At 65.4% G+C, this 25,389-nt stretch carries 23 protein-coding genes and 1 tRNA gene; 20 read left to right on the top strand and 4 right to left on the bottom strand.

Annotated features, from left to right (window positions below):
• Positions 1 to 27: 27 nt before the first annotated feature.
• From V3596_RS03655 to V3596_RS03645, 3 genes are read left to right on the top strand one after another with little or no spacing between them, the layout of a single operon-like run.
• Positions 28 to 1,191, top strand: coding sequence for an ATP phosphoribosyltransferase regulatory subunit (locus V3596_RS03655; RefSeq protein WP_334276234.1), 1,164 nt, complete (start codon positions 28 to 30; stop codon positions 1,189 to 1,191).
• Between the two features lie 44 nt (positions 1,192 to 1,235).
• Entirely contained in the window at positions 1,236 to 2,570 is a 1,335-nt protein-coding gene (locus V3596_RS03650; protein ID WP_334276233.1) for an adenylosuccinate synthase, read from the top strand.
• Positions 2,571 to 2,628: 58 nt separating this feature from the next.
• The gene (locus V3596_RS03645) at positions 2,629 to 3,150 is read left to right on the top strand and encodes a phosphoribosyltransferase (RefSeq protein ID WP_334276232.1); all 522 of its coding nucleotides are present in this window, start codon (positions 2,629 to 2,631) and stop codon (positions 3,148 to 3,150) included.
• Between the two features lie 195 nt (positions 3,151 to 3,345).
• Here V3596_RS03645 and V3596_RS03640 read toward each other — a convergent pair.
• Positions 3,346 to 3,430, bottom strand: a tRNA-Leu gene (locus V3596_RS03640).
• 91 nt (positions 3,431 to 3,521) lie between these two features.
• Between V3596_RS03640 and rnr the strand changes: the two genes are divergently transcribed.
• Positions 3,522 to 5,822 (top strand): ribonuclease R, encoded by a 2,301-nt coding sequence (gene rnr, locus V3596_RS03635; RefSeq protein WP_334276483.1) that lies wholly within the window; start codon positions 3,522 to 3,524, stop codon positions 5,820 to 5,822.
• 27 nt (positions 5,823 to 5,849) lie between these two features.
• Here the strand turns inward: rnr and V3596_RS03630 are convergent, their stop codons facing one another.
• Genes V3596_RS03630 through V3596_RS03620 form a run of 3 tightly spaced genes read right to left on the bottom strand, consistent with a single transcriptional unit; the run spans position 5,850 to position 10,021 of the window.
• Positions 5,850 to 7,343, bottom strand: coding sequence for an NAD(P)H-hydrate dehydratase (locus V3596_RS03630; protein ID WP_334276231.1), 1,494 nt, complete (start codon positions 7,341 to 7,343; stop codon positions 5,850 to 5,852).
• Between the two features lie 12 nt (positions 7,344 to 7,355).
• Positions 7,356 to 8,663: an FAD-dependent oxidoreductase gene (locus tag V3596_RS03625; RefSeq protein WP_334276230.1), complete on the bottom strand. Its 1,308-nt coding sequence runs from the start codon at positions 8,661 to 8,663 to the stop codon at positions 7,356 to 7,358.
• Positions 8,663 to 10,021, bottom strand: coding sequence for an amidase (locus V3596_RS03620; RefSeq protein ID WP_334276229.1), 1,359 nt, complete (start codon positions 10,019 to 10,021; stop codon positions 8,663 to 8,665). Before V3596_RS03620 ends, V3596_RS03625 begins: the two co-directional genes overlap by 1 nt.
• A gap of 202 nt (positions 10,022 to 10,223) precedes the next feature.
• Between V3596_RS03620 and rpsB the strand changes: the two genes are divergently transcribed.
• From rpsB to V3596_RS03540, 16 genes are all read left to right on the top strand, one after another.
• Positions 10,224 to 10,970: a 30S ribosomal protein S2 gene (gene rpsB, locus V3596_RS03615; protein ID WP_334276228.1), complete on the top strand. Its 747-nt coding sequence runs from the start codon at positions 10,224 to 10,226 to the stop codon at positions 10,968 to 10,970.
• 98 nt (positions 10,971 to 11,068) lie between these two features.
• On the top strand, positions 11,069 to 11,965 hold the full coding sequence (tsf, locus tag V3596_RS03610) for a translation elongation factor Ts (RefSeq protein ID WP_334276226.1): 897 nt from the start codon (positions 11,069 to 11,071) through the stop codon (positions 11,963 to 11,965).
• A 108-nt stretch (positions 11,966 to 12,073) separates the two neighbouring features.
• On the top strand, positions 12,074 to 12,784 hold the full coding sequence (gene pyrH / locus V3596_RS03605; RefSeq protein WP_334276225.1) for a UMP kinase: 711 nt from the start codon (positions 12,074 to 12,076) through the stop codon (positions 12,782 to 12,784).
• Between the two features lie 40 nt (positions 12,785 to 12,824).
• Positions 12,825 to 13,385, top strand: a complete 561-nt coding sequence (gene frr / locus V3596_RS03600) for a ribosome recycling factor (RefSeq protein ID WP_334276224.1) — start codon at positions 12,825 to 12,827, stop codon at positions 13,383 to 13,385.
• 5 nt (positions 13,386 to 13,390) lie between these two features.
• Positions 13,391 to 14,122 (top strand): polyprenyl diphosphate synthase, encoded by a 732-nt coding sequence (gene uppS, locus V3596_RS03595; protein WP_334276223.1) that lies wholly within the window; start codon positions 13,391 to 13,393, stop codon positions 14,120 to 14,122.
• 83 nt (positions 14,123 to 14,205) lie between these two features.
• Positions 14,206 to 15,042: a phosphatidate cytidylyltransferase gene (locus V3596_RS03590; RefSeq protein WP_334276222.1), complete on the top strand. Its 837-nt coding sequence runs from the start codon at positions 14,206 to 14,208 to the stop codon at positions 15,040 to 15,042.
• Positions 15,039 to 16,241 carry a 1-deoxy-D-xylulose-5-phosphate reductoisomerase gene (gene ispC, locus V3596_RS03585; protein WP_334276220.1) on the top strand — a complete coding sequence of 401 codons (1,203 nt, stop codon included), beginning with the start codon at positions 15,039 to 15,041 and terminating at the stop codon, positions 16,239 to 16,241. Before V3596_RS03590 ends, ispC begins: the two co-directional genes overlap by 4 nt.
• Positions 16,238 to 17,608, top strand: a complete 1,371-nt coding sequence (gene rseP / locus V3596_RS03580) for an RIP metalloprotease RseP (protein WP_334276219.1) — start codon at positions 16,238 to 16,240, stop codon at positions 17,606 to 17,608. The genes ispC and rseP overlap by 4 nt, the downstream gene beginning before the upstream one ends.
• Positions 17,609 to 17,629: 21 nt before the next feature.
• Entirely contained in the window at positions 17,630 to 19,975 is a 2,346-nt protein-coding gene (gene bamA, locus V3596_RS03575; protein WP_416383960.1) for an outer membrane protein assembly factor BamA, read from the top strand.
• Positions 19,975 to 20,484 (top strand): OmpH/Skp family outer membrane protein, encoded by a 510-nt coding sequence (locus V3596_RS03570; protein WP_334276218.1) that lies wholly within the window; start codon positions 19,975 to 19,977, stop codon positions 20,482 to 20,484. Before bamA ends, V3596_RS03570 begins: the two co-directional genes overlap by 1 nt.
• Entirely contained in the window at positions 20,485 to 21,522 is a 1,038-nt protein-coding gene (gene lpxD, locus V3596_RS03565; RefSeq protein ID WP_334276216.1) for a UDP-3-O-(3-hydroxymyristoyl)glucosamine N-acyltransferase, read from the top strand.
• 8 nt (positions 21,523 to 21,530) lie between these two features.
• Positions 21,531 to 21,974 (top strand): 3-hydroxyacyl-ACP dehydratase FabZ, encoded by a 444-nt coding sequence (gene fabZ / locus V3596_RS03560; protein ID WP_334276481.1) that lies wholly within the window; start codon positions 21,531 to 21,533, stop codon positions 21,972 to 21,974.
• A 7-nt stretch (positions 21,975 to 21,981) separates the two neighbouring features.
• A complete protein-coding gene (gene lpxA / locus V3596_RS03555) occupies positions 21,982 to 22,767 on the top strand; it encodes an acyl-ACP--UDP-N-acetylglucosamine O-acyltransferase (protein WP_334276215.1) in 786 nt (261 codons plus the stop codon).
• A 111-nt stretch (positions 22,768 to 22,878) separates the two neighbouring features.
• Complete coding sequence (lpxB, locus tag V3596_RS03550) at positions 22,879 to 24,024, top strand: lipid-A-disaccharide synthase (protein WP_334276214.1); 1,146 nt, start codon at positions 22,879 to 22,881, stop codon at positions 24,022 to 24,024.
• Positions 23,993 to 24,616: a ribonuclease HII gene (gene rnhB / locus V3596_RS03545; protein ID WP_334276213.1), complete on the top strand. Its 624-nt coding sequence runs from the start codon at positions 23,993 to 23,995 to the stop codon at positions 24,614 to 24,616. Before lpxB ends, rnhB begins: the two co-directional genes overlap by 32 nt.
• Entirely contained in the window at positions 24,613 to 25,389 is a 777-nt protein-coding gene (locus V3596_RS03540; protein ID WP_334276212.1) for a TrmH family RNA methyltransferase, read from the top strand. Before rnhB ends, V3596_RS03540 begins: the two co-directional genes overlap by 4 nt.

Genomic DNA, 25,389 nt, shown 5'->3' with positions numbered 1-25,389 from the left:
TGCGCTTTTAACCCCCCTCGAATGTCCATGAGCTCTGCTTGGCTGCTGCCCGAGCACATTGCCGACGTCCTGCCGTCCCAAGCGCGCCGCATCGAAGAGTTGCGTCGCGAGTTGCTGGACATGGCCCGCGGCTACGGTTGCGAACTGGTCATGCCACCGCTGCTGGAACACCTGGACTCGCTGCTGTCCGGTGCCGGGCGTTCCCTCAATCTGAAGACCTTCAAGCTGGTCGATCAGCTGTCTGGTCGCAGCCTGGGTTTGCGTGCGGATACGACGCCACAGGTCGCGCGCATCGATGCGCACCTGCTCAATCGTGCTGGTGTGACGCGCCTCTGCTATTGCGGTCCGGTGGTTCACACCCGACCGGCAGGCCCGCATGCATCGCGTGAGCCCTTGCAGCTGGGCATCGAGATCTACGGCCATGCCGGCCTCGAAGCCGACCTGGAAGTGCAGGAGCTGGCGCTGGATGCCCTGCGCCGCGCCGGCCTGGTCGGCATCACGCTGGACTTGGGCGATGCCCGCATCCTGCAAGGCGTCCTGGGCGATCAGAAGTTGCCGGCCGATCAACTCGAAGCCATTGGCGCGGCCTTGGCGGCCAAAGACCAGGCCGAGCTGGCCAGCCTGTGCGCCGGCTTGCCGTCTTCGGTGGCTCAAGGCCTGCAGGCCCTGCCCAATCTGTACGGCGGCTTCGAGGTGCTCGAGCTGGCGCGCAAGTGCCTGCCGGCCCATCCGCTGATAGACGCGGCGCTGGCCGATCTGGCCTGGCTGACCAAGCATCTGGGTCAAACCCATCCGGACGTGCGGCTGGGCTTCGACCTGGCGGATTCCAGCGGCAACGAGTACTACACCGGTGCGCGTTTCGCCCTCTACGCTGAAGGCTGCAGCGATGCGGTGCTGCGTGGCGGGCGCTATGACGAGGTGGGTGCTGTTTTTGGCCGGCGCCGTCCGGCGGTCGGCTTCAGCGCCGATTTGAAGACCCTGGTGAGCCTCGGCCCGGTCAGCCCCTTGCGGGCGGCGGTGCGGGCGCCCTGGGGCGAAGATCTCGGCTTGCGGGCGGCGATCCGCCGGCTGCGCGAGCAAGGTGAGACCGTGGTGTGCGTGCTGCCCGGGCACGAGCACGAAGGCGACGAATTCGACTGTGACCGTGAACTGGTCCAGGTCGGCTCTCAATGGGCGGTGCGGGCTCTCTGAGGCTCTAGCGTCGCCAACAGCAATTCAAGTAGGAACGAAAAATCATGCAAAGCGAAATCGCGCGCGGTCGCAATGTGGTCGTGGTCGGCACCCAATGGGGTGATGAAGGCAAGGGCAAGGTCGTCGACTGGCTGACCGATCATGCCGAAGGCGTGGTGCGATTCCAGGGCGGCCACAACGCCGGCCACACGCTGGTGATCAAGGGCGTCAAGACGGCGCTGCAACTGATCCCCTCTGGCATCATGCGCGACGGCGTGGCCTGCTACATCGGCAACGGCGTGGTGGTCGACCCCACCCATCTGCTGGGCGAGATCGAGCGCCTGGAAAAGGCAGGCGTTGAAGTGCGTTCGCGCCTTTTCATCAGCGAGTCCTGCCCGCTGATCCTGCCCTTCCACGTGGAAGTGGACAAGGCTCGCGAAGCCCTGCGGGAGAGCAGCGGCAGCGGCAAGATCGGCACCACGGGCAAGGGCATCGGCCCGGCCTATGAAGACAAGGTTGCCCGCCGCGCGCTGCGCGTGCAGGACCTGAAGCACCCGGATCGCTTTGCCAAGAAGCTGCGCGAACTGCTGGAGCTGCACAACTTTGCCTTGACCGGCTACCTGAAGGCCAATGCGCTGGAGTTCCAGCCGATCTTCGACCAGGCCATGAAGATGGCCGAGCTGCTCAAGCCGATGATGGCTGACGTGGGCTACCTGATCCACAAGGCCCACAAGGCTGGCGCCAACATCCTGTTCGAAGGCGCGCAAGGCACGCTGCTGGACATCGACCACGGCACCTACCCGTATGTCACGTCGAGCAACTGCGTGGCCGGCAATGCCGCTGCCGGTGCTGGCGTCGGCCCGCAGATGCTGCACTACATGCTGGGCATCACCAAGGCCTACACCACGCGAGTCGGCTCGGGCCCGTTCCCGACCGAACTCGAGTGGGAGAAGGAAGGCACCGTCGGCTACCACCTGTCGACCGTGGGCCAGGAAAAGGGCACCGTGACCGGCCGCGCCCGCCGCTGCGGCTGGCTGGATGCCGCCGCCCTGAAGCGCTCCATCATCATCAACGGCATCACCGGCCTGTGCATGACCAAGCTGGACGTGCTGGACGGCCTGGCCGAGATCAAGATGTGCGTGGGCTACGAGCTGAACGGCAAGACCACCGACATCCTGCCGCTGGACGGCGACGAGATCACGGCCTGCGTGCCGGTCTACGAAACCTTCCCTGGCTGGACGGAAACCACCTTCGGCGTGACCGACTGGAACAAGCTGCCGCTGAATGCGCGCCGCTACCTGGAGCGCGTCAGCGAAGTGATCGGCGCACCGATCGCCATGGTCTCGACCGGCCCCGACCGCGAGCACACGATTCTGTTGCAACACCCGTACAAGGCCTGAGGCCGAGAGTGGCAGCAAGCCCCGACACTAGCAATCACCGAATCAGGAGAAGTTCCCCATGTTGACCGACGACGGCAAGCATCTGTATGTGTCCTGGGACGAGTACCACCTGCTGACCGAGCGCCTCGCGCTGAAGGTTCACGCCTCGGGTTGGGAGTTCGACCAGATCCTGTGCCTGGCCCGCGGCGGCATGCGCCCCGGCGACGTGCTCTCGCGCGTGTTCGACAAGCCGCTGGGCATCATGTCCACCAGCTCGTACCGCGCCGAAGCCGGCACCATCCAGGGTCGCCTGGACATCGCCAAGTACATCACCATGCCCAAGGGCGAACTGGCCGGCCGCGTGCTGCTGGTCGATGACCTGGCCGATTCCGGCGTGACGCTGAAGGCCGTGGTTGAGCGCCTGCGCGGCATGCCTTCGATCACGGAGCTTCGCTCGGCGGTGATCTGGACCAAGTCGGTGTCGACCTACACGCCCGACTACTACGTCGAAATGCTGGAGACCAGCCCCTGGATCCACCAGCCTTTCGAAGAGTACGACGGCATGGGCCCCGAAGCGCTGGCCAAGAAGTTCAGCGTCTGAGGGCAGCCTCGATGACCCGCCAGCAAGCCGATCAGCAGTTCGGTTTGTTGACTGCCGTTTTCGAACGCGCAAAGAAAAAGGCCAGCACGCGAGTGCCGGCCTTTTTTGTTGTTCGTGCGCCCAATTGTTCCGTGGTTCGCATGATTGCGGGCCACAAATGCAAAGAGCCAGCACACTGTGCTGGCTCTTACAATTTGGTGCCCAGAAGAGGACTCGAACCTCCACGGAGTTACCCGCTAGTACCTGAAACTAGTGCGTCTACCAATTCCGCCATCTGGGCTAGTTTGCTCTGGAGCCGTGAAGCTCTTTTGCATTTCAGGAAAGACTAGGATTCTATCATCAAAAATTTTAAGAACGCAAGCGCACCCAGCCTGAGCACGGGCGGAACCGGTGGCGCGCTGCTCAGCGAGGTCGAGGGCAAGCTGCAGGGCCACCGTGATGGCCATGGCTTCCTGATACCTGACGACGGCCAGCCCGATGTCTATCTCTCCTCGCAGGAGATGCATGCGGTCATGCATGGCGACCGACTGCGCGTGCGCATCACGCGCTACGACAAGCGCGGTCGTCCCGAGGGCAAGGTGCTCGAGATCCTCGACCGCAAGAAGAAGCCCATCATCGGCCGCCTGCTGCTGGAGTCCGGCATCTGGCTCGTCGCGCCAGAAGACAAGCGCTTCGGCCAGGACATCCTGGTTCCGAAGAATGCCATCGCCAATGCGGTGGCTGGGCAGATTGTTTCGGTGGAGCTGACCGAACCGCCTTCGCTGTATTCGCAGCCGGTCGGTCGCGTGACCGAGGTGCTGGGCGAGATCGACGACCCCGGCATGGAAATCGAGATCGCGGTTCGCAAGTACGAGGTGCCGCATGCCTTCAGCGCGGCGACGCAGGCGCAGGCCGCCAAGCTGCCCGAGCGGGTCCGCAATGCAGACCTGAAGCATCGTGTTGACCTGCGCGACGTGGCCCTGGTCACCATTGACGGTGAAGACGCCCGCGACTTCGATGACGCGGTCTACTGCGAGCCGCACAAACAGGGCCGGGGCAAGACGGCCTTCAACGGCTGGCGTCTGATCGTCGCGATTGCTGACGTCAGCCATTACGTCAAGCCCGGCGAGCCGCTGGACGACGACGCGTATGAACGCGCCACCTCGGTCTACTTCCCGCGCCGCGTCATCCCGATGTTGCCGGAGAAGCTGTCCAACGGCTTGTGTTCCCTGAATCCGCATGAAGACCGTCTCGCGATGGTCTGCGACATGCTGATCGATGCCGAGGGCCAGACGCACGCCTACCAGTTCTACCCGGCGGTCATCAATTCACATGCGCGGCTGACCTATACCGAAGTCGCTGCGGTGCTGGGCAACACGCATGGCCCTGAGGCTGCGCGCCGCAAGGACCTGGTGCCGCATCTGCTGCATCTGCACGAGGTCTACCGGGCGCTCCTGGGCCAGCGCGCCAAGCGCGGTGCGGTGGACTTTGAAACCACCGAGACGCAGATCGTGTGCGATGACAACGGCAAGATCGAGAAGATCGTGCCACGCACCCGCAACGAGGCACACAAGCTGATCGAGGAGGCCATGCTGGCTGCCAATGTCAGCGCGGCCGACTTCATCGCCGGCGGCAAGCATGCTTCGCTGTTCCGTGTGCACGAGGGCCCGACACCCGAGAAGCGCACGGCCTTGCAGGCCTATCTGCGCGCGCTGGGCATCGGCCTGGGCATCAGCGATGACCCGAAGCCCGGTGAATACCAGGCGATTGCTGCAGCCACGAAAGACAGGCCCGACGCCACGCAGATCCATTCGATGCTGTTGCGCTCGATGCAGCAGGCGATCTACACCGGTGCCAACGGCGGCCACTTCGGCCTGGCCTATCCGGCCTACACCCACTTCACCAGCCCGATCCGCCGTTACCCAGACCTGCTGGTCCATCGCGTGATCAAGGCCCTGCTGGCCAGCAAGCGCTACCAGTTGGACGCCGGCAAGATGAACGTGCCGGAGCCGGCCAAGCGCCCCGGCCGCCCCAAGCCGATCAACCCGGCTACCGCGTCCACCGAAGCTGAGCGTTGGGAAGTCGTGGGTGCCCATTGCAGTGCCAACGAGCGCCGCGCTGACGAGGCCTCGCGCGACGTCGAGGCCTGGCTCAAGTGCCGCTACATGCGTGAGCACCTGGGCGAAGAGTTCAGCGGCACGGTCAGCGCGGTGACGAGCTTCGGCCTGTTCGTGCAGCTCGACCAGCTGTACGTCGAAGGCCTGATCCACATCACCGAGCTGGGTGGCGAGTACTACCGCTTCGACGAGGTGCGCCAGGAGCTTCGCGGCGAGCGCACGGGCATCCGCTATGCGACTGGCGCGCGGGTGCAGGTGCAGGTCAGCCGGGTCGACCTGGACGGCCGCAAGATCGATTTCCGCCTGGTGCGTGATGGTGAGGATGCGCGCCCCAGCGCCAAGCCGCCGCGCGACAAGACGCATCAGCCCAAGGAAGTGCCCAAGACCGCCGTCGAGGCGCTGGAGCAGGTCCGGCGTGAGGACAGGACGGTCAAGGCAGGTGGTCGCAAGGCCAAGCCGAGCAAGCCCGCACGGCCGCCCAAGGTGGCTGCTGAAGCGCCGCCAGCCCATCCGGTCAAGGCGGCTCGCACGAAGGCCCGCGCTGGCGCCGAAGCCCGCACCCGCAAGCGTCGTTGATGGAGATTGCCTGACTGCGCGGCGCCTTCAGGGGCGCTGGTGCAGGCTGTGCATGCGTTCGATCAGATCGCTGGCCCGCAAAGGGCCGGCGTTTTGTGCGTCCGCCGCAGCGCCGTGCCAGTAGACGGCCCGGCAGGCCATCGCGAGTTGATCTGCCTGGCCAGCGCTTGCGCCGCCCTGAGCCCACAGGCCGCCGATCCAACCCGCCAGCACATCGCCGCTGCCCGGCGTCGCCAAGGCCGCATTGCCGCTTGAGTTGATCGAGGGCAGGGCGCCCGGGCTGAGCACGATGCTGCCGGAGCCCTTCAAGACAATGCCGCAGCGATAGCGTTGAACCAGCGCTTCGGCGGCGGCCAGGCGATCAGCTTGGACCTCACCGCTGCTGCAACCCAAGAGGCGCGCGGCCTCCAGCGGATGTGGCGTGAGCCAGGTTGACTGCCGGCGGGCGCCGCGCTCGCGCAGCTGGGCCTGCAGCGTTGGATCGGCGGCAATGCAGTTCAGGGCGTCGGCGTCGAGCAGCAGCCGTTCGGCTTCGGTGAGCAGCGTTGGCAACAAGGCAGCGATGGCCTCGCCGGCGCCGCAGCCCGCCACAATGACGCGGCCTTGCCACGCTGCCGGAGCGCCGAGCTTTGCGGCGGGCCAGTGCATGAGCTCGGGCCGCCCTGGATCGGCGATATCGCCAGTCTCGCCAAGCAGGCCGAGATAGACGCGACCGGCACCGCTCGCCAAGGCTGCGCGCGCGGCAAGACGTGCGGCGCCTTGCATGCCGGGTGAGCCGCCGATCACCAGCACAACGCCGCGGCTGCCTTTGTGGGCGGCATGCCAGCTTGTGGTGCCGGCGCTCATGGCGTTTGCGCCGATCATTTGGCAAGGACCATCGGCCGGCGCAGCCATGCCGAGATCATCGAACCAGATGCGGCCGGCTGCTTCGCGACCTTGTCCGGTGAAGAGGCCGGTCTTCAAGGTCAGGAGCGCCAGCGTGTCTTGTGCGCGGACCCACGAGGCGCCGTGGACGCTGCCCGTTTCGCTCGCCAGCCCGCTGGGCAGATCGACCGACAGCACCGGTACTGCCTGGGCATTGATGCGTTCAATGGTGGCTGCGATCGGCCCTTCTGGCTGGCGGCTCAGGCCAAGCCCCAGCAGTGCGTCGATCAACAGCCCGGCACCTGGGCAATCTCTCCATCCTTGGCTGATGGTGACGCCCGCTGCCTGCGCTTGCGCGAATGCCCGGGCTGCGTCGGGCGGTGCCGCCTTGCCTGCGTCGATCAGGCTCACGACCGGCTCGCGGCCCGCAGCCAACAGCAAGCGCGCCGCAACCAAGCCATCGCCGCCGTTGTTGCCTGGTCCGCAGACGATGTGGATGCGCCTTGCATGCGGCTGCAGCGCCAGCGCGAGCTTGGCGAGTGAGAGCCCGGCGCGTTCCATCAGCGGCGGCTGGTGATCGCCGGCCTCGAGCGCCCGGCATTGCGCCGCGCTGTGCAGCGGACGCGAAAAAGGCGCGGGCAGGACCTGGGTCAGCATGGCGCCAGCTTGTCAGCGCAGCCTGGAAATGTCCATGCCGGCCAGGTCGACCGCGCTTGCCCGGCCGGCCATCTGGTCGGCCAGGGCGCGCGCCGCACCATTGGCAAGCGACCAGCCGCCGTCGGCGTGCGCCGTGTTCAGCCAGACGCCAGCCAGGCCGCTCGCGCCCAGCAGCGGCAAGCCGTCAGCGACGCGAGTACGGGCGCCGCGCCAGCGCTGGACCGCGCCGTATTGGGCAGCTCCCGGGAACCAGTCATGCAGCACCTTGTGCAGCGTATCCGTGGCGCGCTGGCTCATCTGCGCAGAGCGGCCGCCGATTTCGGTCACGCCGGTGACCCGCACGCGCTGGCCGATGCGGCACATGCTCACGTGGTACTGGGCATCAACCAGGCCGGAACGCGGGCCCAGGTCCGGATGGGCTTCAAGCTGCCGCAGCGGTGCGGTGATCGAGTAGCCCTGCCAGGTCATCAGTGGCAGCTTGAGGCCCAGCGGCCTCAGCAGCGCGGCCGAGTCACCTGCCGTGCAGATCACCACGGCATCGAAGCTCTCCAGCTGCGGCTCCATGGTCTCTGGGCGGGTGTCACCGCCCGAGTCGCTGTCGGGGCCGGCTGCTGCGAGGCTTTCCTCCGGCGGCGTGTAGGCATGCAGGATCTGCGGCTTCGCGCCGGGCTCGATGCGTTGCACGGTGGTGTGGAAGCGGAATCGGACGCCGAGGCGGCGCGCCTCGCCGCGCATCAGGTGCGCGAATTGGCGGCAGTTGCCGACCTCGTCCTGAGGCAGGCGGATGCCGCCGGCCAGCGGCGTATCCGGGCTGAGACCAGGCTCCAGTGCAAGGCATTCGGCTGCGTCCAACTGCCGGTGTGGCAGTCCAAGCTCGGTCAGCAGCGTCAGACCGGCCTTTACAGCGGCCAGCTCACGAGCGCTGCGCAGCAGCATCAGCAGGCCTTCGCTGCGCTCGTAGTCGAGCTGCAGCGAGTGACGCAGCTCGGCCTGGCGAGCCTGGCTGTAGCTGAGCAGGGGCTGCAGGCGCTTGGCGTTTTCGGCGTTGAAGCAGGTTGCGCGCCACACGGCGGGTGAGAGCAGCTTTGTCGCACTCAAGTGCAGCGAGCTGTGCTTGCGCCTGGGCTGCAGCAAAGCGCGGCGACCGAGTGCGCTCCAGGCCGTCAGGTAGGCCGGCGCCATCAAGCCGCCGTGGGCGAAGCTCGATTCGGCAGCCACGCTGCCGCGTCGCTCGAACACGGTCACTTCATGGCCATCGGCCGCGAGCTCGAAGGCGCTGCAGACGCCGGCAATGCCGGCGCCGATCACGGCAACTCGCATCACTGCACTCCCGCGGCGAGCGCCGCTTCGATCTGCAGCGCCAGCGAGAGCAGGCGATCGTCCTGATGGGCCGTGCTCCACAGCATCAGGCCAACGGGCAGTTCGCCAGGCTGCTGGCAAGGCAGGCTGATCGCGCAGCCGTCCAGCATGTTCACGACGGCCGGGTTGCGCAGCACGAGGCCATTGGTGGCCATGTAGGCGTCGAGGCTCGCCTCAAGTGGCGCCAGCTCAGGCGCGACCACCGGCACGGTGGGGCTGATCACGGCATCGAAGCCAGTCAGATCGGATTGCATGTCGGCAATCCAGTCGCGGCGAAGCGCCTGCAGATCGATGTAGTCGGCAGCGCTGATGGCGGCGCCGCGCTGGATGCGTGTGGATACGCGGGAGTCGTACATGGGGATCAGTTCTTGCATTCGGTGTCGGTGCCAGGCCCAGGCTTCAGCGGCTACCAGGCCACCCTGGGCCTGCAAGGCCGCCAGGCCTTGCAGGCAGGGCAGGGAGATTTCTTCGATCTGTGCGCCCTGCTGGCGCAATACCTGCAGGCTGCGCTGGAAGGCGAGGCTGACGGTGGCGTCCATGCCGTCGAGCAGCAGAGGCTCAGTGACGAGCGCCAGGCGCCAGGCCCGCAGCGGGCGCGGCAAGATAGCCACGCGGCGCGCGGCGAGGATCTCGTGGATCAGTACCGCATCGCGAACGCTGCGCGTGATCGCGCAGACCGTGTCAAGCGAAGTCGACAGCGGAATACTGCCGTCGCGGGGCGTCAGCGCTGCGGTGCTCTTGAAACCGACCAGACCCTGGAAGGCGGCCGGGATCCGGATCGAACCGCCGGTGTCCGAACCCAGTGCGGCCCAGGCTGCGCCGGTGGCCACCGAGACGGCAGCGCCCGAGCTGGAGCCGCCGGGAATCCGTTCCAGGCCATCGAGCGGGCGCGTGACCGGATTCAGGGGCGTGCCGTGATGCGCATTGATGCCGAGGCCGGAAAAGGCGAACTCGGTCATGTTGGTGTGACCTACCAGGGCGGCGCCAGCGGCACGCAGGCGGGCCACTGCGGCGCCATCTTGAGCAGCCGGGCCCGCGTCCGTCAGCGACGCCGAAGCGGCCGTGGTGGGCTGCCCAGCAACATCGAACAGGTCCTTGATGCTGATGGCCAGCCCGGCCAGAGGTGCCAGCGGCAGGCCGGCGGCCTGCAGTTCATCGCACTGGCGAGCGTGCAGGAGGGCGCTGTCGAAGAAATCGCGCACCCAGGCGTGACTACAAGCTTCGCTGCGAGCGGCGGCCAGGCTTTTCGTCATCGCTTCGACGGCGCCAAGGCGGCCCGCATGTCGCTGCTGCAGTGCAGCGCTCAGGTCATCAGGCATCAAGGGTGATATACTCGTTGGGTTTTGCCGCATGCCATAGGCGTTTTGCCTGGTGTGCTCGAGCGAAATAAATCGCAAACCGGCTACTGAAAGGTGTCGTCCTGCAAAGACGTAAAAGACGTAATACACGTCGCACGTCGCACGTCATGTGTTGCAGAACGATTCGCAGCCGGATTTTAGATCCAACCTTCGGAGTTACTTCATGTCCGTCACGATGCGCGAAATGCTGGAAGCCGGTGTCCACTTTGGTCACCAAACCCGCTTCTGGAACCCCAAGATGGCCCCGTTCATTTACGGCCATCGCAACAAGATCCACATCATCAACCTCGAAAAGACGCTGCCCAAGTTCGAGGAAGCGATGAAGTTTGTGCGCAATCTGGCGTCCAAGCGCGGCAACATCCTGATGGTCGGCACGAAGCGTCAAGCCCGTGAAGTCATTGCCCTGGAAGCCCAGCGTTGCGGCATGCCCTACGTCGACTCGCGTTGGCTCGGCGGCATGATGACCAACTTCAAGACGGTCAAGGGTTCGCTGAAGAACCTGAAGGACATGCAAGCCCAGGTTGATGCCGGCACGCAGCCCGCCATCAAGAAGGAAGCCCTGCTGTTCCAGCGCGAAATCGCCAAGCTGGAAAAGAACATCGGCGGCATCCAGGACATGACTGCACTGCCGGACGCCATCTTCGTGATCGACGTCGGCTATCACAAGATTGCCGTTGCCGAAGCCAAGAAGCTGGGCATCCCGGTGATCGGCGTGGTTGACACCAACCACTCGCCCATCGGCATCGACTACATCATCCCGGGCAACGACGACTCGGCCAAGGCCGTGGCTCTGTACGCCCGCGCTGTCGCCGACGCCGTGCTGGAAGGCCGTGCCAACGCCGGCAACGAGGTGGTGCAAGCCGCCGCACCGGCAGGTGATGAATTCGTGGAAGTGAACGAAGGCAACTAAGCCCTCGTCACACCCATGCGAAGGGGCTGCTTACAGCCCCTTTTTTCCAAGTTGATTTTTTGTTCGGGCGCTTGTCGCCCGGGTGATGGAGACTGAAGATGGCTGCAATTACCGCAAGCATGGTGGGTGAGCTGCGCGCTCGCACCGACGCTCCGATGATGGAGTGCAAGAAGGCCCTGACCGAAGCCGATGGCGATCTGGGTCGTGCCGAAGAAATCCTGCGCGTCAAGCTGGGCAACAAGGCTGGCAAGGCCTCGTCCCGCGTGACGGCTGAAGGTGTGGTCGCCACGGCCGTGGTCGCCGGTGTCGGCGCCCTGGTCGAAGTGAACTGCGAAACCGACTTCGTGTCGAAGAACGATGCCTTCCTGGCCTTCGTGAACGCCATCGCTGGCCTGATCGCTACCGACGCTCCGGCCGACGTGGCTGCCCTGTCGGCTCTGCCGCTGTCGCAGGAAGGCTTCGGCCCGACGGTGGAAGACGTGCGCAAGGGCTTGATCGGCAAGATCGGCGAGAACATGACGATCCGCCGCTTCCAGCGCTATGCCGCCGGCAACAAGCTGGCCACCTACCTGCACGGCACCCGCATCGGCGTGGTCGTTGAATTTGACGGTGACGAAATCGCCGCCAAGGACGTCGCCATGCATGTGGCCGCCATGAAGCCGGCCGCCCTGTCGTCGGCCGACGTGCCTGCCGAGCTGGTCGAAAAGGAGCGCAAGATCGCCGCCGAGAAGGCCGCTGAGTCCGGCAAGCCGGCTGAAATCGTCGCCAAGATGGTCGAAGGCTCGGTGCAGAAGTTCCTGAAGGAAGTCTCGCTGCTGGACCAGGTCTTCGTGAAGGCCGCCGACGGCAAGCAGTCCGTCGCTGCGATGCTCAAGGAAAAGGCCACCAACGTGAAGGGCTTCACCCTGTACGTGGTTGGTGAGGGCATCGAGAAGAAGGTGGACGACTTCGCCGCCGAGGTGGCCGCCCAGGTGGCTGCCGCCAAGGGGCAGTAAGCCTCCTGATACAAAGGGCGCCTCTGGCGCCCTTTACACTTGTGCCTGCGTTGTTGCCGAGGGGCGGCAACGCGGTGCCTCACACCCAACGCAGACTCCGAGGTCACAATGCCCGCGTACAAACGCATCCTGCTCAAGCTCTCCGGTGAAGCCCTGATGGGTGACGATGCCTATGGCATCAATCGCGCCACCATTGTGCGCATGGTCCAGGAGGTTCGCGAGATCACGCAGATGGGGGTCGAGGTGGCCGTCGTCATCGGCGGCGGCAACATCTTCCGTGGCGTCGCTGGCGGTTCCGTCGGCATGGACCGTGCTACGGCCGACTACATGGGCATGCTGGCCACGGTCATGAATTCCCTGGCCCTTGCCGACACCATGCGCCAGGAAGGCATCACCGCCCGCGTGATGTCGGCCATCGCCATCGAGCAGGTGGTCGAGCCCTATGTGCGCCCCAAGGCGCTGCAGTACCTCGAGGAAGGCAAGGTCGTCGTCTTTGCCGCCGGTACCGGCAACCCCTTCTTCACCACGGATACCGCCGCTGCGCTGCGCGGTGCCGAGATCGGTGCCGAGATCGTGCTGAAGGCCACCAAGGTCGATGGCGTCTACAGTGCCGACCCCAAGAAGGACCCCGAGGCCACGCGCTATTCGCGCATCACGTTCGACGAAGCCATCAGCAAGAACCTGCAGGTCCTGGACGCTACCGCCTTTGCGCTGTGCCGCGACCAGAAGCTGCCGATCAAGGTGTTCTCGATCTTCAAGCAGGGCGCCCTGAAGCGCGTCGTGATGGGCGAGGACGAAGGCACCCTGGTCCACGTCTGAGAGACGCAAGAAGTAGCAAGACCCACGTTCGAGAATCATCATGAGCATTGCAGACATCAAGAAGAACGCCGAAGCCAAGATGGCCAAGTCCGTCGAGGCGCTCAAGAACGAATTGCACAAGATCCGCACCGGCCGTGCCCACCCTGGCCTGCTGGATCAGGTGAGTGTTGACTACTACGGCTCGATGGTGCCGATTTCGCAGGTGGCCAATGTGACCCTGCTCGATGCCCGCACGATCAGCGTCCAGCCCTGGGAAAAAGGCATGGGCGCCAAGATCGAGAAGGCGATCCGCGAGTCGGACCTGGGCCTGAACCCGGCCAGCCAGGGCGAGTTGATCCGCGTGCCGATGCCGCCGCTGACCGAAGAGCGCCGCCGCGACCTGACCAAGGTCGTGCGCAACGCCGGTGAAGACGCCAAGATCGCCGTTCGCAACCTGCGCCGCGACGCCAACGAGCATGCCAAGAAGCTCTTGAAGGACAAGGAGATCGGTGAGGATGACGAGCGTCGCAGCCTGGACGAAGTGCAGAAGCTGACCGACCGCGTCATTGCCGAGATCGACAAGCTGATCTCTGGCAAGGAAGCCGAGATCCTGGCCGTCTGAAGCCCGTGAGCGAAAGCATCAGCAAGGCGGTACCGCGCCACGTCGCCATCGTGATGGATGGCAATGGCCGCTGGGCCAAGAAGCGCTTTCTGCCGCGCTTCTTCGGCCACAAGCAAGGGGTCGATGCCCTGGTCAACGTGATCCAGGCCTGTATCGATCGCGAGATCGAGTACCTCACCGTCTTTGCCTTCTCCAGCGAGAACTGGAAGCGGTCCAGCGACGAAGTCTCCGGGTTGATGGGCCTGGTGCTGGCCGCCGTGTCGCGCTACCTGGCGCGAATCGGCGACATGGGCGTGCGCATTCGCATCGTTGGCGACCGCGAGGCGGTTTCCGAGAAGCTGCGCAATGCCTGGAACGAAGCCGAGACCCGCACGCAAGACAACAAGAAGCTGACGCTGTCGGTGGCCTTCAACTACGGCGGCCGCTGGGACATCGTGCAGGCCTGCAAGGCCGCGATGCAGGCCGGCGTGCCACCCGAGCAGCTGACCGAAGCCAAGCTGTCGGAATTCACGGCGATGAGCTATGCGCCGGACCCGGACCTCTTCATCCGTACCGGCGGCGAGGTTCGCATCAGCAACTTCCTGCTCTGGCAGGTGGCCTATACCGAGTTTGTCTTCTCCGATTGCCTGTGGCCCGAGTTTGGTGCCAAGCAGCTCGATGCGGCCATTGAAGCCTTCCGTGAACGCGACAGGCGTTTCGGTGGCGTCAAGGAAGCACCGGCCCTGGCGGGTAGCTGACATCATGAGCCCCCACGTTCACTTCGTTCCCTGCTCCCCGAGGGGGCGCACAGCGCCCTTTGGGCAGCCGGGCGGGCACTGACATGCTGCGCACACGCATCATCACCGCCCTCGTCCTGCTGGCCATTCTGCTGCCAGCCATTTTTGCCGCTTCGCCCTGGCCGTTTGCAATCCTGACCCTGGTGATGATTGCTGCCGGTGGTTGGGAATGGGCCAAGCTCAACGGCCTGCCTCAAGCTCCGGCCCTCAGCTTTGGTGCTGCGATCGCCGCTGCCTGCGGAACCACGCTGCTGGCCCTGGGCCTCAGCGCGCCGCCGGCCTGGTGCTGGTGGCTGGCCGGCAGCTTGTGGGTGCTCGGCGGCGCCTATGCCTTGCGCAGTGGCGTCAAAGGCTGGCCGCAGATTCCTCAGCTGCTGCGCATGGTGCTTGGCGCAGTGGCGCTGTGGGCCGCCTGGCTGGCGATTGCGCAGGCCAAGGCCATCGGGATCAATTTCCTCTTGTCCATCTTTTGCATGGTCTGGATGGCCGACATCGCCGCCTATTTCGGTGGCCGCACCATGGGCCGTCGCAAGCTGGCGCCGGCCATCAGCCCGGGCAAGAGCTGGGAAGGCGTCTGGACGGGCATGGTGGGCGTGCTCCTGCTGTCGGTGGTCTGGACCGCGGTGATCGAGCATCATTTCAAGATCGATTCACCCAGCCTGTTCCAGCTGCTGCAACGTCAGCCCTGGCCTGTCGGCACGCTGGCCCTGATATTCCTCTCCAGCATGAGTGTTGTTGGCGATCTGTTTGAATCGCTGATCAAGCGCGCCGTCGGTGCCAAGGACAGCAGCCAGTTGCTGCCCGGCCACGGTGGCGTGCTGGACCGTGTCGATGCGCTGTTGCCGGTGTTCCCGCTGGCACTGGCGCTGAGCAGCCTATGAGCATGAATTCCACGCGCCCGCAGCGCATCTCCATCCTCGGTTCCACCGGTTCCATCGGCACCAGCACCTTGGACGTGCTGGGTCGTCACCCGGAGCGCTACGAGGTGTTCGCGCTCAGCGCGATGAGCCGCGTGGATGAGCTGGCCGCCCAATGCCTGCAGTGGAAGCCGCGCTTCGCCGTCATGCCTGACGCAGCCCTGGCCCGCCAGTTGCGCGAGAAGCTGCGCGAGCAGGGCGGTCACACCGAGGTGCTGGACGGCGCTCGGGCGCTGTCCGACATCTCCGCGCACCCCGACGTGGACATGGTGATGGCCGCCATCGTCGGCGCGGCCGGCCTCGCGCCGGCGCTGGCCGCGGCGCGCGCCGGCAAGCGCCTCCTGCTGGCCAACAAGGAAGCCATCGTGCTCGGTGGCGCGCTTTTCATGCGCGCGGTCGAGGAGGGCGGAGCCACGCTGCTGCCCGTGGACAGCGAGCATTCGGCCATCTTTCAATGCCTGCCCGAAGACCGCAAGACCTGGCACCAGCGCATCGATCACATCGTGCTGACGGCCTCTGGCGGCCCGTTCCGCCAGCGTGACCCCGCCACCTTGCGTGACGTGACGCCCGACCAGGCCTGCGCACATCCGAACTGGGTGATGGGCCGCAAGATCTCGGTCGATTCGGCCACCATGATGAACAAGGCGCTCGAGGTGATCGAGGCGCGCTGGCTGTTCGACCTGAAGCCCGAGCAGGTTCGGGTGCTGATTCATCCGCAAAGCCTGATCCATTCGATGGTCGTGTGCCGCGACATGTCGGTGCTGGCTCAACTGGGCACGCCCGACATGCGGGTGCCCATCGCCTATGCCCTGTCCTTCCCCGAGCGCATCGAATCGGGCGCACAGCGCCTGGATCTCCTGACCTGCCCGTCGCTGAGCTTCGAAGAGGCGGACGAGCGGCGCTTCCCGGGCCTGCATCTGTCTTGGGCAGCGCTGCGTGGCGCCGAAGGTTCCACGGCTGTTCTCAATGCCGCCAATGAAGAGGCCGTCGCGGCCTTCCTGGCGGGCAGTCTGCGCTTCGACCAGATCCACCAGGTCAACCAGGCCTCGCTGGAGCAATTGCAGCCCGAGGCTGGCGAGTGTGAAAGCGTCGAAGGCCTGCTGGCCCTCGATGCCCGGGCCCGGCGGCATGCGCAAGACCTGATGAAGGCCATTTCCGCGTGACTCTGCAGATCCTCGGCTTTCTCCTGACCGTCGGCATCCTGGTGCCGGTGCACGAGTTTGGCCACTACTGGGTTGCTCGCCGCTGCGGCGTGAAAGTGCTGCGTTTCTCCATCGGATTCGGCCGTGTGCTCTGGCGCAGACAGGCCCATCCGGGGGCAACCGAATTCACCTTGAGCCTGTTGCCGTTGGGCGGCTATGTGCGCATGCTGGACGAAAGCGAAGGCCCGGTGCCAGCAGACATGCGCGAGCAGGCCTTCAACAACCGGCCGCTGAAGGAACGCGCGGCCATCGTCGCGGCCGGGCCTCTGATCAACCTGCTGCTGGCCATGCTGCTGTTTGCAGCAGCCAGCTGGCTGGGTGTCGAAGAGCCGAAATCGGTACTGAGCGCGCCGCATGCCGGCAGCCTGGCCGAACGCGCCGGCCTGCGGGCAGGTGACTGGGTGCAGGCGGTTTCGACCGATGGCCAGACCTGGACCGAGCTGCAGTCCTTGCCCGAACTGCGCTGGCACCTGATGCGTTCGGTGTCGCGTGGCGAACGCCTGGTACTGAGCGTGAGTGACCGTGCCGGCCATGGCCGACGCAGCGTCACGCTGGAAACCGATCTGATACCCAAGGGCGAGCTCGACGCCCAGCTCTTGAAGCGCATCGGCCTGGGTCTGCCGTTCAGTGAACCAGTGCTGGGCCAGCTCAACCCGACCGGTGCGGGCGCACAGGCGGGCTTGCTCAAGGGAGATCGCGTGCTGAGTGTCGATGGCGTCGCGCCCTCCGATGCTGCGGCCCTGCGTGAACGCATCCGGGCGGCCGTCGATGGCGAGCAGGGCCGAGCGATGCAATGGAAGATCGAGCGTGCCGGCCAGGTGCTGGAGCTGCAGGTCACGCCGCAGGCCGTCCAGAGCGGCGAGAAGAAACAGGGCCGTATCGAGGCCATGGTGGGCGCGCCGCCCGAGATGGTCACGGTCAGCCGATCCCTTGTTGATGCGTTGATGGGCGGTGTCGAACGCACCTGGGAGGTCTCGACGATGACCTTGCAGGTCTTCGGTCGCATGCTTGTCGGCGAAGCATCTTTGAAGAACCTCAGCGGCCCACTGACCATTGCCGACTATGCCGGCCAGTCCCTGACCATGGGCCTGAGCTACTTCCTGAGCTTTCTTGCACTGGTGAGTGTCAGCCTCGGCGTCCTGAACCTGCTGCCCTTGCCGATGCTCGATGGGGGACACCTGATGTATTATCTTTTCGAGGGTCTGAGCGGTCGCCCCGTCTCGGAGTGGTGGCACAGGCAGCTGCAGCGCGTAGGCGCGTTCGTCCTGCTGCTGATGATGGCGCTTGCCCTGTCTAACGATATGGCCCACAAGCTGGGCCTGTACTGAATCTCCGTTCGCATGTCCCTGATGAAAAGCCACCGCGCGCGTATGCGTCCGTCAGTCCTGACCTTGGCGCTCGCCGCCGTGCTGCACACCGGTGCGGCCTGGGCAGTCGATCCCTTCGTCCTCAAGGACATCCGCGTCGAGGGCGCACAGCGCACCGATCCGGGCACCGTCTTTGCGTCGCTGCCTTTCCGCATCGGCGATACCTACAACGATGAAAAGGGTGCCGCAGCGCTGCGCGCCCTGTTTGCCACCGGCCTGTTCAAGGACGTGCGCATCAACATCGACGGCACCACCGCGGTGGTGGTGATCGAAGAGCGCCCGATCATCGCCAATGTGAGCTTCGTCGGCCTGAAGGAGTTCGACACCGAAGCGCTGTCCAAGTCCCTGAAGGACGTCGGCATCGGCGAAGGCAAGGCTTTCGACAAGGCACTGGCCGACCGCGCCGAGCAGGAACTCAAGCGCCAGTACCTGACCCGCAGCCTCTACGGCGCACAGGTCACGACCACGATCACGCCACTGGAGCGCAACCGCGTGAACGTGGCTTTCACGGTGGTGGAGGGCGAGCCCGCCAAGATCGGCGAGATCAGCATTCGCGGCAGCAAGGTGTTCTCGGAGAGCACGCTGCTGGGCCTCCTGGAGCAGACCACCACCGGCTGGCTGACCTGGTACACCAAGACCGACCGCTATTCGCGCGCCAAGCTGGAAGCCGATCTGGAAAAGATCCGCTCCCATTACCTGAACCGGGGCTATCTGGACTTCGCTGTCGCCTCGACCCAGGTCACGATCTCGCCGGACAAGCAAAGCATCAACGTGGCGATCACGGTGCGTGAGGGCGAGCCCTTCATGGTCACCGACGTCAAGCTCGAAGGCGAGTTCCTGGGCCGCGACGAAGAGTTCAAGCGCCTGGTGGCCTTGCGCCCGGGCGAGCCCTACCGTGTGGACGCGGTCAATGCGACCACGCGCAACTTCACAGACCTTTACGGCACCTACGGCTATGCGTTCGCGCGCGTCGAGAGCCGCCAGGACATCGACCGCGCCACCGGCCGCGTCACGGTGACCTTCGTGGCCGACCCGCAGCGCCGCGTCTATGTGCGCAAGATGCTGGTCTCCGGCAACTCGCGGACCCGCGATGAAGTCATTCGCCGCGAATTCCGCCAGTTCGAATCGGCCTGGTACGACGGTGGTCGCATCAAGGCCTCGCGAGACCGCGTCGAGCGCCTGGGCTACTTCAAGGACGTCAACTTCGAAACCAACGAAGTGCCCGGCGCGCAAGACCAGGTCGATGTGGTGATGACGGTGACCGAGCGCCCGACCGGCAACATCATGGTCGGTGCCGGCTACTCCAGCCAGCAGGGCATGTCCTTGAGCGGCTCAATCCGCCAGGACAACGTCTTTGGCTCCGGCAACTACCTCGGCGTTGAAGTCAACACGGCCCGTACCGGCCGCGCGCTGACCTTCAGCACGGTGGACCCGTATTTCACGGTGGACGGCATCTCGCGCGCCGTGGACGTGTTCTACCGCACCACGAAGCCGTTGAACACGCTGGGTGAGTTCTACCAGCTGGTCACTCGTGGCGGCTCGCTGCGCTTTGGCGTGCCCTTCTCCGAGCAGGACACCGTGTTCTTCGGCGCAGGCTACGAAGAGACCAAGATCACTACCTCGGCCGGCCTGCCGAACAGCTACTTCCTGTACCGCCAGCAGTTCGGTCAGAAGAGCACGTCTTTCCCCTTGACGATCGGCTGGCAGCGTGACAACCGCGACAGCGTGCTTTCGCCGATGGCCGGCAAGTATCAGCGCGCCAACTTCGAACTGAGCCCGGTGGGTGACTCGCGCTTCGTGCGCGCCAACCTGCAATACCAGCAGTTCTTCCAGGTCTACGGCCCGAAGTTCACGCTGATGGTCAACGCCGAGTTCGGCTATGGCGCTGGCCTGGGCGGCCGTGAATATCCGATCTTCAAGAACTTCTACGCAGGCGGCCTGGGCTCGGTGCGGGTGTTCGAGGCCGGCTCGCTCGGTCCGGTGGACGTGACGGGTTCCTATTCAGGCGGTAACCGCCGCCTGAACATCAATGCCGAGATGTACCTGCCGGTGCCTGGCTCTGGCAATGACAAGACCTTCCGCCTGTTCGGCTTCATCGATGCCGGTGGTGTCTGGGCCGAATACACCAAGCTGCGCTGGGACCGCGACAGCAAGGGGCGCGATGGCAATCTGATCGATGGTCCGGATATGCTTCGGGCTTCGGCCGGTATCGGCTTGAGCTGGATGTCGCCGATGGGCCCGCTGCGCCTCAGCTATGGCGCGCCAATCCGCAAGTACGGCAAAGATAGAATCGAGAAATTCCAATTCCAGATCGGGACTGCATTCTGATGAAGAGCAAGCTGCTTACTGCGATGGCCATTGCTGCCATCACCTCGCTGCCGACGCTGTCGGCCCAGGCCCAAGAGCTGAAGATCGGCTACGTCAACAGCGAGCGGATCAGTCGTGAGAGCAGTGCGGCCAAGGCGGCGCAGGCTCGTCTTGAAGCCGAATTCAGCAAGCGCGAAAAGGAACTCAAGGACTTTGAGACCAAGGTGCGCCTTGGTGAAGAGAAGCTGGAAAAGGACGCTCCGAGCCTGTCCGAGACCGAGCGCCTGCGCCGCCAGCGTGATCTGTCCGACCAGGGTCTGCAACTGCAGCGCAAGCTGCGCGAGTTCAAGGAAGACCTGCAGCGCCGCCAGACCGAGGAAATGACGGCCATGATCGAGCGCGCCAACCGCGTGATCAAGCAGATCTTCGACAACGAAAAGTACGACCTGATCGTGCAGGATGCAGTGCTGGCCAGCTCGCGCGTCGACATCACCAAGAAGGTGATCGACGCCCTCAACGCGCAGAAGTGATTGGCTGCCGTCGCCATCACCACGCTGGCTGATGTGATCGCCGCCTTGGGCGGCGATCTTCATGGCGACGCCCACACCGAGATTGACTCGCTTCAGCCACTGGCCGAAGCCTCGGCGCGTTCGCTGGCATTCCTGGCCAATCCACGCTACCAGTCGCAGCTCAATGAGAGCCGCGCCGCCTGTGTGATCGTGGCGCCAGCGCTGGCCGAGGTGGCCGCCGCCCGCGGCGCCGCCATCGTCACACCCGATCCCTACCTGTATTTCGCCCGGCTCACTCAGTGGTGGGCCGCGCGCGTCCGGCCGCAGTCGGCGGCGCGCATCCATCCCAGTGCGGTGATTGACCCGAGTGCCACCATTGGTGCTGATGTCGACATCGGCCCTCTGGCGGTGGTGGAAGCGGATGCCCGGATCGGCGACGGCGCGCGCATCGGGGCGCACTGCGTGATCGAGCGCAACGCCCGGATCGGCGCGGGCACGCGGCTCGCTGCGCGGGTGACCCTGGGCTTCGATTGCAGCATCGGTGAACGCTGCATCGTCCATGGGGGCGTGGTGATCGGTGCCGACGGCTTTGGCTTTGCACCCAGCCAGGGCGCATGGGTCAAGATCGAGCAGCTCGGTGCGGTGCGTATCGGCAATGAGGTTGAAATCGGCGCGAACACCTGTATCGATCGCGGCGCGCTGGGCGACACGGTGATCGAAGACGGCGTCAAGCTGGACAACCTGATCCAGATCGCGCACAACGTGCAGGTGGGAGCGCACACGGCCATGGCCGGTTGCGTGGGCGTGGCAGGCAGTGCGGTGATAGGCAAACATTGCACCGTGGGCGGTGCGGCCATCATCCTCGGGCATCTGAGCCTGGTCGATGGCGTGCATGTGTCGGCGGGCACCGCCATCACGCGCTCCATCAACAAGCCGGGCATCTACAGCGGCATGTTTCCGTTCGACGACAATGCCAGCTGGGAGAAAAATGCAGCCACGCTGCGTCAACTCCACGCGCTGCGCGAACGCGTCCGCGCCCTTGAGAAGAATTTAAAGTGACAGACATGATGCTCGACATCCACCAGATCCTGAAGAAACTGCCCCATCGCTACCCGTTCCTGCTGGTGGATCGCGTGTTGACGCTGGAGAAAGGCGTGGCCATCCGCGCGCTGAAGAACGTCAGCATCAACGAGCCGCAGTTCACCGGACACTTCCCGCACCGCCCGGTCATGCCGGGCGTGCTGATGATCGAGGCGCTGGCCCAGGCGGCGACGCTGCTGGCCCTGGTCACCGCTGACCTGGAACTGGACGACAACTCGGTTGTCTATTTCGTCGGCATCGACAATGCGCGCTTCAAGCGTCCGGTCGAGCCGGGTGATCAGCTGTTCCTGGACGTCAAGCTGGACCGCGCCAAGGCCGGCATCTACAAGTTCAGCGGCCAGGTGCTGGTGGGTGAAGAGGTGGCCGCGGAGGCCCAGCTGATCTGCACGATGCGCCGTATCGAGGGCTGAACCGCTCATGACCGCCCGCATCCATCCGACCGCGATCATCGATCCGGCGGCCGAGCTGGACGACTCGGTCGAGGTCGGCGCCTACTCGCTGATCGGCCCGCATGTGACGATCGGCGCCGGCACCGTCGTCGGCCCGCATGTGGTGATCGAGGGCCACACGACCATTGGTCGTGACAACCGCTTCTTCCAGTTCAGCTCGATTGGTGCGCCCAACCAGGACAAGAAATACGCCGGCGAGCCGACGACCCTGGTCATCGGCGACCGCAACACGGTGCGCGAGTTCTGCACCTTCAATATCGGCACGGTGCAGGACCGCGGCGAGACCCGTGTCGGCGACGACAATTGGGTCATGGCCTATGTTCACCTGGCCCATGACGTGGTGCTCGGCAACCAGTGCGTGCTGGCCAATGGCGCCACACTGGCCGGTCATGTGCAGGTGGGCGACTGGGTCACCATCGGCGGCCTGACCGGCGTCTTGCAACGCATGCGCATCGGCGACCACGCGATGGTGGGCTTCCAGGCCCATGTTTCGCAGGACGTGCCGCCCTTCATGACCGTGGATGGCCATCCGCTGGCCGCGCGGGGGTTGAACCTGGTCGGCCTGCGCCGGCGCGACTTCACGGCCGAGCAGATCGCCGTCGTCAAGCAGATCCACAAGCTGCTCTACCGCAGCAACCTGACGCTGGAGCAGTCCATCGCCGAGATCGGGCAGTTGCGCGGGCAGGGCGGTGACGCCGAGGTTCAGCTGATGCTTGACTTCCTTGCCTCGGCCGCTCGCGGCATCGTTCGCTGAAGCGATGAAACAATGGCGCAACCGCGCCCGGGCCGCAGCGCCGGGCCGCCCCAAGCAAGGCCCGACCCTCTCGGAGGGTCGCTTGGCGTACCCGCCAAGCGGGGTGCTCACATGACCACTGCGCCTCGCATCGGCATGGTGGCCGGCGAGGCCTCCGGTGACTTGCTCGCCGGCCTGCTCTTGCAGGGTTTGAAGGCTCGCTGGCCCGGCCTCACGGCGGCCGGCATCGGCGGCCCCAAGATGGCGGCGCAGGGCTTCGAGGCCTGGTGGCCGCATCACAAGCTGTCGATCTTCGGCTACGTCGATGCGCTCTTGAACATCCGCGAACTGCTGTCGATCCGCAAGCAGCTCGGCATGCGTTTGCTGGCTGAGAAGCCGGCGGTGTTCATCGGCATCGATGCGCCCGACTTCAACTTCGGCCTGGAGACGCGGCTGCGCGAAGGCGGCGTCAAGACGGTGCATTTCGTCTGCCCCTCGATCTGGGCCTGGCGGGCCGAGCGGGTCGAGAAAATCAAGCGCGCGGCCGACCATGTGCTGTGCCTGTTCCCCTTCGAGCCCGAGCTGCTGCAAAAGCATGGCATCGGCGCGACCTATGTCGGCCATCCGCTGGCAGACGCGATTCCGCTGGAGCCGCCGCAAGCCGCTTGTCGGCAATTGCTGAACCTGCCGGCCGATGCCACTGTCGTGGCGCTGCTGCCCGGCAGCCGGCGCAGCGAGGTTCGCTACATTGCCGAGCCGCTCCTGAAAGCAGCGCAGATCATGCAGGCTGCCAAGCCGGGCCTGCAATTCGTGATGCCGGTGGCGCCCGGTTTGCGCAGCTTGATCGACCCGCTCGTCCAGCGCCATGCGCAAGGCCTGAACCTGAGCGTGCTCGACGGCCGCTCGCACGAGGCCCTGGCCGCCTGCGACATCACGCTGCTGGCCAGCGGCACCGCTTCGCTCGAGGCTGCGCTGTTCAAGCGGCCCATGGTCATTGCCTATCGCATGCACGCCTTCAACTGGTGGCGCATAAAGGGCCGCAACTACCAGCCCTGGTACGGTCTTCCCAATGTGCTGGGCCGCGAGTTCCTGGTGCCGGAGCTGATCCAGGAAGAGTGCACGCCTGAGAACCTGGCCCGCGAAGGCCTGGCCTGGCTGGACGATACAGCTCGCGCCGAGCGGGTGCGCCAGCGCTTCACCGAACAACATCAACTCCTGCGCCGCAACACGGCCCAGGTGGCTGCCGATGCCATCTCGCAAGTCCTTGCCGGTGCCTGAGCAACTGGGCCTGCTCTGGCTCACTCCGGGCCTGATGGCAGGCGTGGACGAGGCTGGCCGTGGCCCGCTGGCCGGGCCGGTTGTGGCCGCCGCTGTGATCCTCGATCCCGAGCAGCCGATCAAGGGCCTCGGGGACTCCAAGGTGCTCAGCGAGAAGAAGCGCGAGCAACTCTTTGACGAAATCCGCGCCAAGGCCCTGTGCTGCTGCATTGCCGAGGCCTCGGTCGAGGAGATCGACAGCATCAACATCCTGCAGGCCACGATGCTCGCCATGCGCCGCGCGGTCGAAGGCCTGCGGCTCAAGCCGGCGCAGGTGCTGGTGGACGGCAACCGCCTGCCGGTGCTCAAGGTGCCGGCCGAGGCCATCGTCAAGGGTGATGCCAAGGTGCCGGCGATTTCGGCGGCATCGATCCTGGCCAAGGTCTACCGGGACCGGCTTTGCAAGGCGATGCACGAGAGCCATCCGCAATATGGCTTCGCAACGCACAAGGGCTACCCGACGGCCGAACATATTGCGGCGCTGCGTGAGCATGGCGTCAGCGCATGGCACAGGCGCAGCTTCGCGCCAGTGCGCGAATTGATCCAGTCATGACCGACATCCAGCACATCACTTCACGCGACAACCCGGTGCTCATGCGCCTGCGCAAGCTGGCCGGCGATGCGGCGGCCTATCGCAAGATCGGCAGCATCTGGCTGGAGGGCGATCACCTGGCACGCGCGGCCCTGGCTCGGGCGCATCCGGTCACGCTGGCTGTGATCACCGAAGAAGGCTGGAACGATCAGGCCTTGCGAGCCATCGCCGAGGCCGCGCCGCGCGTGCTGGTCGTGCCCACGCCGCTGTTCAAGACCGTCAGCGGCCTGGAGTCGCCGGCACAGATCGGCTTCGAGGTTCCGCATGCGGCCGGCCAGGCGCTGACGCCTGGCCTGGATTCCGTGGTGCTGGACCGGCTGCAGGACGCCGGCAATGTCGGCACCATCCTGCGCAGCGCGGCGGCACTTGGCTTCCGGCAGATCCTGGCCATCAAGGGTACGGCGGCGCTGTGGAGCCCCAAGGTGCTGCGCGCCGGCATGGGCGCTCATTTCGGATTGCGTCTGATCGAAGGTCTCGCGCCCGAGGATCTGCAGGGGCTGAACGTGCCCTTGATTGCCACCAGTTCCTACGCCGAGGCGCACTTGCATCAGCTCCGATTGCCCCAGCCCTGTGCCTGGGTGATGGGCCATGAAGGGCAGGGCGTGCAGGAGAGCCTGATGCAACGCTGCTCGCTGACCGTGGGCATTCCTCAGCCGGGCGGCGAGGAGTCGCTGAACGTTGGCGCGGCCGCGGCCATCTGCCTTTACGAATCGGCGCGCCAGCGCCTGGCCTGA

Origin of the sequence: Roseateles microcysteis (genome assembly GCF_036880965.1) — a bacterium.
Taxonomy (GTDB): domain Bacteria; phylum Pseudomonadota; class Gammaproteobacteria; order Burkholderiales; family Burkholderiaceae_C; genus JAUASW01.
Note: the sequence above shows the minus strand (reverse complement) of the source record. Positions and strands in the feature narration are given on the sequence as shown.

Excerpts from the sequence above, each read along its gene's own strand:
- V3596_RS03645 (WP_334276232.1), top strand. The coding sequence starts at position 2,629 with ATGTTGACCGACGACGGCAAGCATCTGTATGTGTCCTGGGACGAGTAC.
- V3596_RS03650 (WP_334276233.1), top strand. The coding sequence starts at position 1,236 with ATGCAAAGCGAAATCGCGCGCGGTCGCAATGTGGTCGTGGTCGGCACC.
- V3596_RS03540 (WP_334276212.1), top strand. The coding sequence starts at position 24,613 with ATGACCGACATCCAGCACATCACTTCACGCGACAACCCGGTGCTCATG.
- rnhB (WP_334276213.1), top strand. The coding sequence starts at position 23,993 with ATGCCATCTCGCAAGTCCTTGCCGGTGCCTGAGCAACTGGGCCTGCTC.
- V3596_RS03630 (WP_334276231.1), bottom strand. The coding sequence starts at position 7,343 with ATGCTGACCCAGGTCCTGCCCGCGCCTTTTTCGCGTCCGCTGCACAGC.
- bamA (WP_416383960.1), top strand. The coding sequence starts at position 17,630 with ATGAAAAGCCACCGCGCGCGTATGCGTCCGTCAGTCCTGACCTTGGCG.
- ispC (WP_334276220.1), top strand. The coding sequence starts at position 15,039 with ATGAGCATGAATTCCACGCGCCCGCAGCGCATCTCCATCCTCGGTTCC.
- tsf (WP_334276226.1), top strand. The coding sequence starts at position 11,069 with ATGGCTGCAATTACCGCAAGCATGGTGGGTGAGCTGCGCGCTCGCACC.
- V3596_RS03625 (WP_334276230.1), bottom strand. The coding sequence starts at position 8,663 with ATGCGAGTTGCCGTGATCGGCGCCGGCATTGCCGGCGTCTGCAGCGCC.
- V3596_RS03655 (WP_334276234.1), top strand. The coding sequence starts at position 28 with ATGAGCTCTGCTTGGCTGCTGCCCGAGCACATTGCCGACGTCCTGCCG.
- lpxB (WP_334276214.1), top strand. The coding sequence starts at position 22,879 with ATGACCACTGCGCCTCGCATCGGCATGGTGGCCGGCGAGGCCTCCGGT.
- V3596_RS03570 (WP_334276218.1), top strand. The coding sequence starts at position 19,975 with ATGAAGAGCAAGCTGCTTACTGCGATGGCCATTGCTGCCATCACCTCG.
- frr (WP_334276224.1), top strand. The coding sequence starts at position 12,825 with ATGAGCATTGCAGACATCAAGAAGAACGCCGAAGCCAAGATGGCCAAG.
- V3596_RS03620 (WP_334276229.1), bottom strand. The coding sequence starts at position 10,021 with ATGCCTGATGACCTGAGCGCTGCACTGCAGCAGCGACATGCGGGCCGC.
- V3596_RS03590 (WP_334276222.1), top strand. The coding sequence starts at position 14,206 with ATGCTGCGCACACGCATCATCACCGCCCTCGTCCTGCTGGCCATTCTG.
- rpsB (WP_334276228.1), top strand. The coding sequence starts at position 10,224 with ATGTCCGTCACGATGCGCGAAATGCTGGAAGCCGGTGTCCACTTTGGT.
- pyrH (WP_334276225.1), top strand. The coding sequence starts at position 12,074 with ATGCCCGCGTACAAACGCATCCTGCTCAAGCTCTCCGGTGAAGCCCTG.
- lpxA (WP_334276215.1), top strand. The coding sequence starts at position 21,982 with ATGACCGCCCGCATCCATCCGACCGCGATCATCGATCCGGCGGCCGAG.
- fabZ (WP_334276481.1), top strand. The coding sequence starts at position 21,531 with ATGCTCGACATCCACCAGATCCTGAAGAAACTGCCCCATCGCTACCCG.